14 protein-coding genes are annotated in these 14,349 nt (G+C 59.7%); 8 read left to right on the forward strand and 6 right to left on the reverse strand.

Features of this window, described 5'->3' with window-relative positions; translation table 11 throughout:
- Positions 1-30: 30 nt before the first annotated feature.
- On the reverse strand, positions 31-549 hold the full coding sequence (locus ACQZ5Y_RS11490) for a Spy/CpxP family protein refolding chaperone (RefSeq protein ID WP_174049776.1): 519 nt from the start codon (positions 547-549) through the stop codon (positions 31-33).
- Positions 550-606: 57 nt separating this feature from the next.
- Between ACQZ5Y_RS11490 and ACQZ5Y_RS11495 the strand changes: the two genes are divergently transcribed.
- From ACQZ5Y_RS11495 to ACQZ5Y_RS11505, 3 genes are read left to right on the forward strand one after another with little or no spacing between them, the layout of a single operon-like run.
- The gene (locus ACQZ5Y_RS11495; RefSeq protein ID WP_174050023.1) at positions 607-1,161 is read left to right on the forward strand and encodes a Crp/Fnr family transcriptional regulator; all 555 of its coding nucleotides are present in this window, start codon (positions 607-609) and stop codon (positions 1,159-1,161) included.
- A gap of 28 nt (positions 1,162-1,189) precedes the next feature.
- Positions 1,190-1,837 (forward strand): TetR/AcrR family transcriptional regulator, encoded by a 648-nt coding sequence (locus ACQZ5Y_RS11500; protein ID WP_174049775.1) that lies wholly within the window; start codon positions 1,190-1,192, stop codon positions 1,835-1,837.
- A gap of 46 nt (positions 1,838-1,883) precedes the next feature.
- Positions 1,884-3,089 carry an MFS transporter gene (locus ACQZ5Y_RS11505; protein WP_174049773.1) on the forward strand — a complete coding sequence of 402 codons (1,206 nt, stop codon included), beginning with the start codon at positions 1,884-1,886 and terminating at the stop codon, positions 3,087-3,089.
- A 70-nt stretch (positions 3,090-3,159) separates the two neighbouring features.
- On the opposite strand, the gene ACQZ5Y_RS11510 is transcribed toward ACQZ5Y_RS11505, so the two are convergent.
- Complete coding sequence (locus ACQZ5Y_RS11510; RefSeq protein WP_111783570.1) at positions 3,160-4,551, reverse strand: L,D-transpeptidase family protein; 1,392 nt, start codon at positions 4,549-4,551, stop codon at positions 3,160-3,162.
- A 156-nt stretch (positions 4,552-4,707) separates the two neighbouring features.
- Between ACQZ5Y_RS11510 and ACQZ5Y_RS11515 the strand changes: the two genes are divergently transcribed.
- The 3 genes from ACQZ5Y_RS11515 to ACQZ5Y_RS11525 all read left to right on the forward strand — a co-directional run bounded on the left by ACQZ5Y_RS11515 (position 4,708) and on the right by ACQZ5Y_RS11525 (position 6,413).
- Positions 4,708-5,541, forward strand: coding sequence for an aldose 1-epimerase family protein (locus ACQZ5Y_RS11515; protein WP_112154036.1), 834 nt, complete (start codon positions 4,708-4,710; stop codon positions 5,539-5,541).
- Between the two features lie 142 nt (positions 5,542-5,683).
- Positions 5,684-6,022, forward strand: coding sequence for a protein tyrosine phosphatase family protein (locus ACQZ5Y_RS11520; RefSeq protein ID WP_003513297.1), 339 nt, complete (start codon positions 5,684-5,686; stop codon positions 6,020-6,022).
- 49 nt (positions 6,023-6,071) lie between these two features.
- Positions 6,072-6,413: a RidA family protein gene (locus ACQZ5Y_RS11525; RefSeq protein ID WP_003513295.1), complete on the forward strand. Its 342-nt coding sequence runs from the start codon at positions 6,072-6,074 to the stop codon at positions 6,411-6,413.
- A 211-nt stretch (positions 6,414-6,624) separates the two neighbouring features.
- Here ACQZ5Y_RS11525 and ACQZ5Y_RS11530 read toward each other — a convergent pair whose 3' ends face one another.
- The 4 genes from ACQZ5Y_RS11530 to ACQZ5Y_RS11545 form a co-directional block, all read right to left on the reverse strand.
- Positions 6,625-7,389, reverse strand: a complete 765-nt coding sequence (locus ACQZ5Y_RS11530; RefSeq protein WP_174049771.1) for a HugZ family pyridoxamine 5'-phosphate oxidase — start codon at positions 7,387-7,389, stop codon at positions 6,625-6,627.
- A 67-nt stretch (positions 7,390-7,456) separates the two neighbouring features.
- Positions 7,457-9,124 carry a thiamine pyrophosphate-binding protein gene (locus tag ACQZ5Y_RS11535; RefSeq protein ID WP_174049769.1) on the reverse strand — a complete coding sequence of 556 codons (1,668 nt, stop codon included), beginning with the start codon at positions 9,122-9,124 and terminating at the stop codon, positions 7,457-7,459.
- A complete protein-coding gene (caiB, locus tag ACQZ5Y_RS11540) occupies positions 9,121-10,323 on the reverse strand; it encodes a succinate--glutarate CoA-transferase (protein WP_111798747.1) in 1,203 nt (400 codons plus the stop codon). The genes ACQZ5Y_RS11535 and caiB overlap by 4 nt, the downstream gene beginning before the upstream one ends.
- A gap of 100 nt (positions 10,324-10,423) precedes the next feature.
- A complete protein-coding gene (locus tag ACQZ5Y_RS11545) occupies positions 10,424-11,395 on the reverse strand; it encodes an alpha/beta fold hydrolase (protein ID WP_174050021.1) in 972 nt (323 codons plus the stop codon).
- A gap of 127 nt (positions 11,396-11,522) precedes the next feature.
- Between ACQZ5Y_RS11545 and ettA the strand changes: the two genes are divergently transcribed.
- Positions 11,523-13,172: an energy-dependent translational throttle protein EttA gene (gene ettA / locus ACQZ5Y_RS11550; protein WP_003513287.1), complete on the forward strand. Its 1,650-nt coding sequence runs from the start codon at positions 11,523-11,525 to the stop codon at positions 13,170-13,172.
- Between the two features lie 163 nt (positions 13,173-13,335).
- Positions 13,336-14,349, forward strand: a complete 1,014-nt coding sequence (locus ACQZ5Y_RS11555) for an ArsR/SmtB family transcription factor (RefSeq protein ID WP_019565268.1) — start codon at positions 13,336-13,338, stop codon at positions 14,347-14,349.

Consider the following 14,349-nt stretch of genomic DNA (forward strand, 5'->3'; position numbering starts at 1 on the left):
CGCAAGGCGGCCTGAGCACAATTTCCCCGGCTAGCGTGTGGAGCCGCGCAGTTCGTTGTAACGCGCGATCTGCTCCCTGTTCAGCAGCTTGACCGTTTCGAGATGGGCGGCAAGGTGGAGGTATCTGAGCTTCGCGCGGCTTGCCTCGATAGTATCGAGGCGGACACGCAGTTGATCCGCATCTATCGTGCCATCACGGAAAGCGGCCTCCAATGCCGCTTCTCTGGCGATCAATTGTCTTCCCTCTGTCGCGGCATTGTCTTGCATGGTCTCGAACAGCCGTTGCACCGAGGCCAGCTGCTGCGCCGTCAATGCCAGTTGCTCCGCCATTTTCTGAACATGCGAAGGCCCCGGAATTCCATTGAGATCGGCCGCTTTCGCAAAACCCCATCCGCCACCCTTCTCCAGTTCGGCAATGTCTTCAGCCGAGAGGCTTTTGATGTTTAAGCTATGTCCACTGGCCGGAGCCGAAGGATGCTGATGCTGCTGTTCTGCTGCGGCGGAGAGGGGCAGGAGGGCGACTAGAAGAAGAAGGAGAGTGGATTTCATGGTGGCTACCTGATTGCTTCGATCTCTTGACCTTGCCAGCCGATGCTTTTGCTGGACATGATAGAGATCATGTCCAATCTGATTTTCAACTATCTTCGTCCGAAGGCTGCCGCCTCGAAGTTTTTTGAAAAGGGCGAGACCCTTTTTCATCGAGGCGATGCCATACACATGCTGTTTCTCGTGGCGGAGGGATATGTGCATCTGATGCGGTTTCAGGCCGATGGAAATGGCGCAGTGTTGCAACGTGCAGGACCGATGACGGTTCTTGCCGAAGCCTCGGTGTTCTCGGATCAATATCATTGCGATGCAGTGGCGATGATGGCTGGCCGTGTCCTGCTCGTACCGATGATGACAGTGCGGCAATTGCTGGAGCGGGAGCCGGTATTCGCACACGGATGGATGAGCCATGTTTCCGGCGAGTTGCAGAAGGTCAGGACGCGCGCCGAGATACTGGCGCTGCGCTCGGTCGGGGCGCGGCTCGATGCGTGGACCGCATTCAATGATGGCCAGCTTTCGCCAAAGGGCCAATGGAAGAGCCTGGCTGAGGAAATAGGCGTTTCCCCCGAAGCGCTTTATCGCGAACTTGCCAAACGCTCGGCTTCATCAATCTAGCGGGTTTCATTATTGACTTGATTTGGAAATGATCATTTCCTATATTGCAATCATGACCGATGCCAGCCACACCAATTCCCCGGAACAACGCCATCGCGGCAGGCCGCGCGAGTTCGATATCGACCGCGCGCTTGATGGAGCAATCCGTGTTTTTTCTAGGCGCGGGTATCACGCCACCTCTGTCGGTGATCTTACAGATGCGATGGAACTGGCGCAGGGCAGTCTCTACAAGGCTTTCAAGGACAAGAAATCCATCTTCATCGCGACGATGGAGCGCTACAGGACCTTGCAGACGGAGCGGTTTGAAGCCGCCGTTGCCGGTTATGATACCGGTTACGAGCGTTTGCGAGCCGGCCTGATGTTTTATGCGGAACGGTCGCACGGTGCCACCGGTTCGGATGGATGCCTCGTGGTTGGCGCTGCCGCCGATCTCGCCGCACTGGACGACGATATCGCTGTCGTGGTCGAGCGGGCGGTGAAGGCGAGGGAGCGGATCGTTGCCCGGCTGGTGGCTGAGGGGCAGAGGGATGGTTCCGTGCAGTCGAAGACTGATCCCGATGATCTCGCCAGAGCGATGTTGTGCATGATGTACGGGATGCGGGTGGTGGGAAAGACCGGGCGCAGTCTGGAAGAGATGACGGCCGTGGTGGATATCGCCCTGAAACTTGCCGAATAATTTCGTGGCTATTTAGGAAACATTCGTTTCCATTTTGGAGAAAATGATGACGACGCGTGTAGTTGAAGGGGAGGATGTTTACGAAACATCCATTTCCCCGGCCCTGACTTTTCTGCTGGCTACCGCCTGCGGACTGATTGCGGCTAATCTTTATTATGGCCAGCCCCTTGCCGGCATCATCGGGGCGGAGCTTGGCCTGTCTGCCGGCGCAACCGGTCTGATCGTGACCCTGACGCAGATCGGTTACGGCGTCGGCCTGCTTTTCGTCGTGCCGCTTGGCGATCTGGTCGAGAATCGCAGGCTGGTCGTCAGCACCGTTTCGATGGCGGTGCTTGCGCTCCTCGCGGCGGCTTTTGCCCCGCATGCGGCACCTTTTCTGATTGCGGCCTTTCTGGTCGGTATCAGTTCGGTCGCGGTGCAGGTTATCGTTCCCTATGCGGCGCACATGGCGCCGCACGCTGTTCGAGGGCGGGTGGTCGGCAATGTCATGAGCGGATTGATGGCCGGTATCATGCTGGCGCGCCCGGTTTCCAGCCTCCTGTCGGAAGTGGTCTCCTGGCGCGGTGTGTTCCTGACTTCGGCTGGCGTCATGGCAATTCTCGCCGTTGTGCTCTGTCGCCTTTTGCCCGTTCGTGTGCCTGAGGCAAGGCTGGGTTATGGGGCGTTGATGGCCTCCATGGGCAGGCTTGCCGCCCATACGCCTATCCTGCGGCGGCGGGCGATCTATCACGCCTTCCTGTTTGCTGCCTTCAGCCTGTTCTGGACGACGACGCCGCTTTATCTGAGCGGGCCGCATTTCAATCTCAGCCAGGGCCAGATTGCGCTGTTTGCCCTTGCCGGTGCAGCAGGCACCGTCGCCGCGCCGATTGCGGGGCGCATGGCTGACCGGGGCTGGACCTATGCCGCTACTTTTGCCGCGATGGTGGCAGCGGCGCTGTCATTCGCCGTCACGCATCTTGCGCCGGAAGGATCGCATCTGGCACTCGGCATTCTCGTGGTCGCCGCCATCGTTCTCGATTTCGGCGTCACCACCAATCTGGTGCTGGGTCAGCGCGCCATCTTCACGCTCGGCGCCGAATTCCGCAGCCGTCTGAACGGCGTCTACATGGCGACATTTTTCATGGGCGGTGCGATTGGCTCTGCCGTCGGCGGCTGGGCCTATTCCGTCGGGGAATGGGGTGCTGCGTCCTGGGTTGGCTTTGCTCTGCCAGCGGCGGCGCTGCTTTACTTCCTGACTGAAAAGCGCGGATAACATCAATCAACGAAAAAGCCCGGCGGAATGACACCCGCCGGGCTTTTGCAATTCGTCTTCGCGGTCAAACCTATTCCGCGAACTCAACCACGACGCCGGGGCGTACCATTTTTGCCAGCTCCGTTGCATCCCAGTTGGTGAGGCGGATACAGCCGTGGCTGTTGGTCTTGCCGATCTTCGAGGGTTCCGGCGTGCCGTGGATACCGTAGGTCGGTTTGGACAGGGCAATCCAGACTGTGCCGACAGGGCCGTTTGGACCGGGCGGAATTTGCAGGATCTTGTCGTTCTGGCCCTGCCTGAAGTTGATCTTCGGATTGTAGGTGTAACCCGGATTAAGCGCGACGCGCTCGACGGTGTGCGTGCCGCTTGGCGAAGGCGTGTCGGTAGAACCGATGGTGGCGGGATAAGCGGCGATCAGAGCGCCATCCTCTCCATAGGCGAAGACCTGCTTGATGCCCTTATGCGCGACGATGCGGGCCACCTGTCCCTTTTTGGGTTCCCCGGGATTGACCACCTTGATGATGGTGCCGGGCACGGAGAAATCGATGCCGGGGTTCAGTTCTTTCAGATAGGTCTCGTCCATGTGGAAGCGTTCGGCCAACGCCTCCGACGTGGAGGTGAAGGAGAGGGCGGGTAGCTGCGACTTCTCGGCATAGTCATCCGGAATGGAGGCGACATAGGGGCCGGCTGCATCGGCTGCGGTGATCGTATAATCGACGATCGGCATGCCGCCGGAGGCGCGCAGACGCTCGAGAATGTCCTCGGAATTGTTCGGGTCGAGCTTTTCGCCGGTCATGTCCTGCCAGGCGGCAATCGCCTTGTTGACGTTGTCGCCCATCTTGCCATCGATCACGCCGGGCGAGATGCCTTCGCGGTCGAGGAAAGTCTGAAGTGCCACGATCTCCTGGCGAGACCGGTTGACCGGTGTGGTGACGGGCGTGTGGCGTTCGATCAGGTGCTGCGGCTGCGGAACGGCAGCCGTGGTGCTTTCTTCGGGCATCGGCTGGTTGAGCGGCGCGCTTTCGACAGCGCCCGGGCCCGGAACCGAGCCGGTATAGACATCGTCGCCGGAACCATTGCCGCGATATTCGCGGTAATCGCGCACGCTTCCATTATCCTGATAACCGTAATCGCGCTGCGGCTCACGATATTCACCGCCGGGGGCGGGGGGGTAATAGGTTGTGTCGCGCTGCTGTACCTGTTGCCGCTGCTGATAGCCTGACGGCATTTCAGTGGCCAGCAGGTTGCCGTACCGATCATAAAATACCGTGCGGCCCATATTGTCGCGACTGATGACGATGTCGCCACGTTGGGGCACGAAATCGAGAACACGGCCATCCGGCGTCACCAGAACCGGCTGTTCCTGATAGCCATAACGCTGCTGCGCGCCAGCCTGTATAGGCGCGCAAACCGCCGCCAAGGCAATCGCCAGACCCAGAGCTGCGTTAACAAACTGTTTCACGATTCTGCTATCCCTTACTTCGTTCACCGATAAACACACCGTAATCTTGACCCTATTGTGAAAAAGGTGAATTCACGGTTAAAGCAATCTTAATTTACGTCACGGTTAGTAGCGTTTCCGTGATTATTGCGCTTTTACTGCCACAGGGAGGTTGTCTTGCGTTCGTTTCAGGCCGGCAAATCGCCACGCATTTTCCTCGATGAAACCTCCGTTTTCGATATTGGCGCCTGTGTTGTCGATGGTATCGACATCGCGCCCGGCCGTGCCATTCCAGATGATGGCGATCCGCGCATTGACCATTCGCTGGAAGGCTTTCTGTTCACCTGCGGTCCCGATCATATCCGCCATCCCGAACCGATCGGCGGTGAGGGCGAGGGGCGTCGATATCCTTTGCATGGGTCCTTCTCCGCGCATCCCGCCAAAATAGTTGCCTTCGATGTTCATGAGTCCAATGCATTGGCGCGTGCCGAGGTTCCCGTGAACCTTGCCGATGGCGACACGGCCCTTCTCGAGCGGACATGGCGCATCGATGGCGAAAGCGGAGAAGTGAGCCTCGATGACCGGATCGTCAATACGAGTTCGCGGCCGATCCCGGTCTTTCTGATGTACCACATGAATGTCGGCGCGCGGCTGTTTGACGAGGCCGTTCGGCTGGAAGGTGCCATGTTCGATGGCGGTGGTCATGGCTGGCGCTTTGGCGAGGAGCCGGGCACGGTGTTCTGTGTACCCGCCGGTCAGGACGAATGGGCGGAACTTGCGCTCGGTCCGATTGCCGCAATTGGCGGCAAGACGCTGAAAGTACGTTTCGGCACGGAGACGTTGCCCTATCTGCAGATGTGGCGGAACCAGAAGGATCCGGCCAATGTGCTTGGCATCGAACCGGTTTCGCACCGCTGGGTGGGGCGCGGCGAGCTTGAGGCCGCCGGCGAGTTCAATATGCTGCAGCCGGGCGAAAGCCGCTCCTATGGTCTTCGCTTTTCCATCCTCTGAATAGGGGACTGAATGGTGTACCGAATGAAGGCGCCGCATCATTGACGCAAGAGTTTTGAGCCCTTACATCGGATGCGGATTTCAGACAGTGGCGACAGCGTGCCAGCGGCGCCAAGGCGCCGGTTTAAGCGGAGGCATTAATATGGATATCAGGCGCATAGACGACGAATATTCGGTCACGGGACAGATCAGCGTTGCCGATCTCGACGAGGTCAAGGCACTCGGCTTCAAGTCGATCGTCTGCCACCGCCCGGATGGCGAAGAAGAAGGCCAGCCGCTTTTCGCCGATATCGCCGAGCGTGCCGAACAGCTTGGCCTGACCATCGTGCATGTACCGGTTGGCCGCTACGGCGTCGATGCGGATGCGGTTACCGGCATGGTGGATGCGCTTGACGAATTGCAGCGCCCGATGCTCGGCTATTGCCGTTCCGGCGCGCGCTCGACCGCGATCTACGAAAAGACCCACCACCTGCGCGGCTGATTTTCCGCGGATAATTCGATTTTCTAAAGCCAATCAACAGGAGTTTTCCATGACCATCAAGCGTATCGAACCGGGCAAGCGCATGAGCGGCGCCGTCATCCACGGCAACACCGTTTATCTGGCCGGCCAGGTCGGTGAGGGCGTGTCCGTGACCGATCAGAGCAAGTCGGCGCTGGCTGAAGTCGATCGTCTGCTGGCCGCTGCCGGTTCCGACAAGTCGAAGATCCTGCAGACCATCATCTACCTCTCCGACATGTCCACCTTCGGCGAAATGAACGCCGTCTGGGAAGGGTGGATCGACCCGGCAAACCCGCCGGCCCGCGCCACCAGCGAAGCGGCGCTTGCTACTCCGGACTACAAGGTTGAGTTCATCGTTACCGCTGCTCTCTGACTAACGGTTTGATTTTGAGAAAAGGCCGGGTTGCGGAATGCAGCCCGGCTTTTTTTGTTGGGAAAATTCGAAACGCCCGTTTTGTCATCCTCGGGCTTGCCCCGAGGATCCAATCACGTATCGCAAATTGATAGGTAGCAGATGCTCGGAACAGGCCCGAGCATGACGGAGGAGAGGCGATTGTCCCAGGTTTGTGAATCGCTTGCGCCCATCACTTCACTGGCTGGGCGAGCGCCTTCTCAAGCTGCTTCAACGTCTTCACCCGTTCTGCAAACCACAGCCGTGCCAGGTCGTTGGCTGAGGCGAGGTCGATACCATCAGGGTCTACGGAAGTGATTTTCCAGCGTGCGGTTTTCGCACCCGCAAGAGCGGCCAGCCGTGATGCCTCACCCTTGATGGCGTTGAGGCGCGCGGCCTCGTCCGCTGCCGCAGCCATCAGCTGTTCCGCGCCGGAAAGGTCACTGCGCAGATCGGCAGGTTTGATGTTGCTGGCATTGCGGGCAGGGCCACCATTGATCTGCACGCCCTCTGTCCGCAGCCGGTAGAGCCTTGTATCGGGAAGAGAGAGGTAGAGTTTTGCCTTGGGATAGCGGTCGATGTAGCGCTGTCTGGCAAGCGGGATTTCTTCCGGATCGATCAGTTCCGCCTTGCCTACCAGTGTCAGCCGCGGCAGCGTCAGCGCGTCACCCTTGCCGAAGGGGGCAAGTGTCAACGAGATACGCGGGTCGGCCTCCATGTTTCGGGCATGCAGCGTCAGGCCCGCCGCGAAGAAGAACGGCGTACCATCCGGCTCTATGCCGATATTGGTGGCGGTCGTATAGGGATAACCGCTGACCGGATCGAGGGTCGCGAGCGCCGCTGTGCGGGATGTGTGCAGGACATCGCGTGCCACGCGCACGGCCTCGAATGGCGCACCGGCCGAAGGTTCGATCTTTGCGCCACGTGGGGTGATGACGGGAGGGGCTGCATCCGGCATGTCGTCTCCTAACCTGTATGTTCTAGTCAGGATTTACACCATGCCGGAGCCATGTCCATGCGCAATATCAGGTCCGGCTTCTGATCTGGGTCAGCGTGCGGGTTGGCGTGATCGCTTCGGCATCCAGCTTCACCTCGATGATGGCGGGCTTGCCGCTTGCCCGGGCGTGTTCGAAGGCGGCGGCGAAGTCTTGCGTCTTTTCGACCGTTTCGCCGTGGCCACCATAGGCCTTGGCGAAGGCCGCGAAATCCGGGTTGACGAGATCGGTGCCGCTGACGCGGCCGGGATATTCCCGCTCCTGATGCATGCGGATCGTGCCATAGGTGCCGTTATTGACCAGCACGGTGATGATAGGCAGTCCATACCGCACGGCGGTGATGAATTCCTGCCCATGCATCATGAAGCAGCCATCACCGGCAAAGCAGATCACCTCGCGCTCGGGAAACAGGTGCTTGGCGGCCACGGCCGCCGGCAGGCCGTACCCCATCGAGCCGGAGGTCGGCGCCGATTGAGTGTTGAAGCGGCGGAAGCGGTGGAAGCGGTGCACCCAGGTGGCATAGTTGCCCGCGCCATTGGTGAAGATGGCATCATCCGGCACGTTGGCCTCGATCCAGTCCATTATCGGACCCATCTGCACCGCGCCCGGACCGGTCTGCGGCGGTGTCGACCAGGTGAGGTAAGCCGAATGCATGGTGGCCGTGCGGTCCGCCCAGGCCGCGTTATCGGGGAGCGTTACGGAAGAAAGGGCGGCGACGAAATCATCCGGTGAGGCGCAGATTGGGAGATCGGGGCGATAGACGCGGCCAAGCTCTTCGGCTTCCGGGTAGATGTGGACAAGTTTTTGCGACGGGTAGGGAATGTCGATCAGCGTGTAGCCGGAGGAAGGCATTTCCGAGAGGCGACCGCCGAGCAGCACCACGAGGTCGGCTTCCTTGATTTCCTTCGCCAAGGCCGGGTTGATGCCGATGCCGACATCGCCCGCGTAAGACGGGCTCAAGTGATCGAACAGCATCTGGCGACGGAAGGAACAGCCGACGGGCAGTTTGTTCTTTTCGGAAAAAGCCGTGAAGCTTGCGACGCTTTCTTCGGACCACCGTGTGCCGCCTATGATGAAGATTGGCCGCTTGGCCTCGCTCAGCATTTTTGAGAAAGCGGCGATCTGCGACGGGCCGGGATGCGCTTCGACCGGGGTATAGGGCTTTGCCTCGGGGGCTTCAACCTCTTCAACCAGCATGTCTTCGGGTAACGTCAGCACCACGGGGCCGGGGCGGCCGGAGGTGGCGACGGCAAAGGCGCGGGTGACGAATTCCGGAATGCGGCGCGCATCGTCGATCTCGCCCACCCATTTGGCGAATTCGGTAAAGGCGCGGCGATATTCCACTTCCTGAAACGCCTCACGCTCGCGGGCTTCGCGCTGTACCTGGCCGATGAACAGGATCATCGGAATGGAATCCTGCCTTGCGATATGCAGGCCGGCCGAGGCGTTGGTTGCGCCGGGACCGCGCGTTACCATGCAGATGCCGGGTTCGCCGGTCAGCCTGCCCCAGGTGTCGGCCATCATGGCAGCGCCGCCTTCCTGGCGGCAGACCACGGTTTCGATGCCGCTTTCATAGAGCGCGTCCAGCACCGCCAGATAGCTTTCACCGGGAACGCAGGAAACGCGGGAGACGCCATTGGCTTTCAGCGCTTCGACGATCAGTTGTCCGCCTGTTCTTTTCATTCCGGTTGCTTTCATGGCGTCGTGGTCCTTTCGATGTTTTCCAGTTCGGCCAGCACTTGCGCCTGATGCTCGCCAAGCTTCGGGCTCGGGCGTTCGTAACGCAGCGGCGTCTGTGACATGATAATCGGTGTCCGCACACCGGGGATGACGGTGCCATCCTGCGCCTCGAGATCAACACGCAGGCCGCGTGCCTGAACTTGTGGATCGGCGAACATTTCCTCGATGGAGTTGATTGGCCCGGCCGGTACGGCGTTCTGCTCGCAGGCGGTCAGAAGATCGCGCTTCTGCCATTTCAGCGTTTCGGTGGAAACGATCCGCCGCACCTCGACCTTGTGCGCCACGCGGGCCTTGTTTGTCGCGTAACGCTCGTCATCGGCAATCGCGCCAATGCCGAGAATATTACAGAGGCGGCGGAACTGGCCGTCATTGCCGACCGCGAGGATCAGGAAACCATCAGCCGTCGGCACCACCTCATAGGGGGAAATATTCGGATGGGCGTTGCCGAGCCTGACGGGGGCATTGCCGGAAATCAGGTAATTCATATTCTGGTTGGCGAGCACGGCCGACTGCACGTCCAGAAGCGCCATGTCGATATGCTGGCCTTCACCTGACCGCATGGCGTGGATCAGCGCGGCCTGAATGGCTGACACGGAATAGATGCCGGTGAAGATATCGGCAACGGCAACGCCCGCCTTCATAGGCTGACCGTCGGGTTCGCCGGTGATCGACATGAAACCGGACATGCCCTGCACGATATAGTCGTAACCGGCGAAATCGGCATAGGGTCCGGTCTGGCCGAAGCCGGTGATGGAGCAATAGATCAGCTTCGGATTGAGAACCCTGAGACTCTCATAGTCGAGGCCATATTTGGCAAGCCCGCCGCGTTTGAAATTCTCGATGACAACATCGGCGGTTCGCACGAGCCGCCGCACCAGCGCACAGCCTTCCGCCGTCTTGAGATCGGCGACGATGGAGCGTTTGCCGCGATTGGTGGCATGGTAATAGGCGGCGGAGAGGTTTTCGCCATCGGCGCTTTCGACAAAGGGCGGACCCCATGCGCGGGTATCGTCTCCACCTTCAGGGTTCTCGACCTTGATGACATCCGCACCCATATCGGCCAGCATCTGCCCCGCCCAGGGACCGGCCAGAACACGCGCCAGTTCGATGACGCGAATGCCTGATAGTGGCGGTTTCCTGTTCGGCGTTTCGGTCATTTGTCCCCCGGTGTTTTCTGCTTGCCGGTTTATAGACGTCTCCCCGCATTGCCGCATGTGATTTTATCTCATGGACTTATTCCGTTTCGGCAAAGGCTCGTCAGTTGCCAACGACGCGGCCGCACCAGGCGGCGAAATCCGCAGCTACGGCTTGCCAGCCGATCTCGTTCAGGGTTTCGTGGCGCATGCCCCGATAGATCGTGTGTTCGACATGGCCGAAACCCGCTTCGCGGAAGCGTTCGGCAAGCCAGACGATCTCCTTGCCGTCATTGGTCGCGGCATCCTGATCGCCGCTGACAAGCAAAATCGGCAGCGTCTTCGGCAGGCGTTCGATGAGCCTCGGCGCACGATAGGACAATTCAAAGACGTCCTGCCACAGGGAGACGCTCGCCTCGAACTGGCAAAGCGGATCCTCCACATAAGCGTCCACCGCTACCCTGTCATGGCTCAGCCAGTCCGCATGAGTGCGTTTTTCCGGCATTCTGGCATTCCAGGCACGGAAGGTTGCTTTGGGCAGGATGGCGCTCGGCACATCAGAGCCTTTCAGCATCTTTTCAAGGCGCAGCACGATCTGTGCAAGACGGCCCATGACACCGGGATTGAGGTTGGAATTCCAGATGGACAGACCATCAAAGGCATCCGGATGGCTGACGGCGGTGTTGAGCGCCACAAGGCCGCCCATGGAATGGCCGAACAGGATGACCGGCAGGCCGGGATGTCTTTCGCCGACCATCATGCGCATCGCCATGACATCGGCAACGACCTTGCTGGCTCCGTCCTTCCAAGCGAAGCGGCCAATCGGCGCATCGGCAGCCTTTGTGCGGCCATGGCCACGATGATCGTGGGCATAGACCTCGAAACCCTGCTTTGCCATGACATCGGCAAAACGGCGGTAACGGCCGGCGTGCTCCACCAGGCCGTGGCAGATCATCAGCACGCCGCGCGCCGGAGAAAGGGCAGAGGGCTGGTGGCGAAAGGCGATGGATGCGCCTGATGGAGCGTCGAGCCTCTCAATCCGGCTGAACGTCAAGTCATCCGTCGTCTCATTCATGCTTTCACCCGTGCCTGCCATGGTATCCCTTGTCATAATCATGGGGTCATAATCGTGCCAGAGGTTGCCCCAAGGTCCTATTTACCCTACATAGCGGCAAATTTCCCGATACGTACTCTTTAAAATCCGATGTGGAGCATTCGCTACAATGGCACGTCAATTCATCTATCACATGGCCGGGCTGAACAAGTCCTATGGCGCGAAGAAGGTTCTTGAGAACGTCCATCTCTCCTTCTACCCCGATGCCAAGATCGGTATCCTCGGTCCGAACGGTGCCGGTAAGTCGACCGTTTTGAAGATCATGGCCGGTCTCGACAAGGAATATACCGGTGAGGCCTGGCTCGCTGAGGGTGCGACGCTCGGTTATCTCGAGCAGGAGCCGAAGCTCGACGAAAACAAGACCGTGATGGAAAACGTCATGGAAGGTGTGGCGAGCAAGACGGCAATCGTCGACCGCTACAACGAGCTGATGATGAACTATTCCGACGAAACGGCGGATGAGGGCGCAAAGCTTCAGGACATCATTGACAGCCAGAACCTGTGGGATCTGGAAAATCAGGTCGAAATGGCCATGGATGCGCTGCGTTGCCCGCCTGGCGACTCGGCAGTAACCGGCCTTTCGGGTGGTGAGCGTCGCCGCGTGGCGCTCTGCAAGCTGCTGCTTTCGCAGCCTGACCTGCTGCTGCTCGACGAACCGACCAACCATCTTGACGCTGAAACCATCGCCTGGCTCGAAAAGCACCTGCGCGACTATCCCGGCGCCGTGATGATGATCACCCACGATCGCTACTTCCTCGACAACGTCACCGGCTGGATTCTCGAACTCGACCGTGGCCGTGGTATTCCCTACGAAGGCAACTATTCCGCCTATCTGCAGGCAAAAGCCAAGCGCATGCAGCAGGAATCCCGCGAAGACGCCTCGCGCCAGAAGGCCATCAGCCGCGAACAGGAGTGGATCGCTTCCAGCCCCAAGGCTCGCCAGACGAAGTCCAAGGCGCGTATCCGCGCTTATGACGAACTGGTGGAAGCCGCTGAAAATCGCCGTCCCGGCGACGCGCAGATCGTCATTCCGGTCGCCGAGCGTCTGGGCCGCGTCGTTATCGAGGCGGAAAACCTCACAAAGTCCTATGGTGACCGGGTTCTGATCGAAAACCTCACCTTCAAGCTGCCTCCGGGCGGCATCGTCGGCGTCATCGGCCCGAACGGTGCGGGTAAAACCACGCTGTTTCGCATGATCACCGGTCAGGAAAAGCCCGATAGCGGTTCGGTGACCATTGGTGAGACCGTGCACCTTGGTTACGTCGACCAGAGCCGCGATACGCTGGCGGGTGACAAAACCGTCTGGGAGGAAATCTCCGGCGGCAACGACATCATCAAGCTCGGCAAGTTCGAAACGAACTCCCGCGCTTATTGCGGCGCCTTCAACTTCAAGGGCGGCGATCAGCAGCAGAAGGTCGGCAACCTCTCCGGTGGTCAGCGTAACCGCGTTCACCTTGCCAAGATGCTGAAGGCAGGCGGCAACGTGCTGCTGCTCGATGAACCGACCAACGACCTTGATACGGAAACGCTGGCAGCGCTCGAAGAAGCGCTGGAAGCCTTCGCCGGTTGCGCCGTTATCATCAGCCACGATCGCATGTTCCTCGACCGTCTGGCCACTCACATCCTCGCCTTCGAGGGTGACAGCCACGTGGAATGGTTCGAAGGCAACTTCGAAGACTATGAAAAGGACAAGGTCCGTCGTCTCGGCCCTGAGAGCATCAAGCCCGGCCGCGTCAGCTACAAGCGCCTGACGCGCTAATCCTGTTCTCGGATCACTTCAGAAAGGCCCGCCCAAAAGCGGGCCTTTTTTGATGCAATAAATGGGGCTTGAGGGGAGAGCGTGGCAAATTGCGCTTGCATCTCGCGTCACGCCGACATAAAGATATCTTTATATGTTGATTAGATTGCAAGGTGCGGCAGACGTGGCGTTCGGTTTGGATAAATTGGTGGATCTCTTGAAGGCGGCCGGCGAGCCGACGCGCTTTCGCTTGCTGGCGCTTCTGGCGGCCGGCGATCTGACCGTCACCGATCTCACCGAAATTCTCGGCCAGTCCCAGCCCCGTATTTCCCGTCATCTCAAGCTTTTGACGGAAGAAGGGTTGATCGAGCGCTATCAGGAAGGCGCCTGGGCCTATTTCCGCCTGCGGCAGGATGGCGAGCCCGCCGTTGTTATCAGGCAGCTGCTGGGCGCCGCATCGCCCTCTGACGCCGTTCTCCAGCGCGACAGCGAACGCCTTGCCACCGTCAAGCGGGTGAGGGCGGAGCGGGCGCAGGATTATTTCAGCCGCAATGCCTCCGCCTGGGACGAGCTGCGCCGCCTGCATGTGAGCGACGAGGCCGTGGAAGGGGCGTTGCTGAAGCTGGTCGGAACCACCCCGATCGACTCGCTGCTCGATCTCGGTACCGGCACGGGCCGCATTCTGCAGCTTCTGAGCGGCATCTATCGCCGGGCAATCGGGGTCGATGCCAGCCGCGACATGTTGTCGGTGGCGCGCTCCAATCTGGACAAGGCGGGCGTGGTCAATGCATCCGTTCGCCATGGCGATATTCTCAACCTGCCGCTGGAAGGCCAGGATTTCGATCTGATCGTCATCCATCAGGTTCTGCATTTTCTCGACCAGCCGGAGATCGCGCTTTCCGAAGCCGCCCGCATGTTGCGTCCCGGTGGCCGGCTGATCGTCATCGATCTTGCACCGCATTCCTTCGAGCATCTTCGTGATGAGCATGCACATGTGCGGCTCGGCTTTTCGCATCCGCTTATGGATGAATGGCTGAAAAAGGCCGGGCTCGTGCTCGACCGTGCCGTCGATCTTCATTCTGAACGGGCGTCCGATGAATCCTTGGACGTCACGATATGGGTTGCCCGCGACCAGCGGCTGCTGATGGCAGACGATGTGGTGCAAGAGGCCGTTTTACTTGCTGCCGGGAGGGCATGA

Source organism: Agrobacterium sp. A3-95, assembly GCF_053521785.1.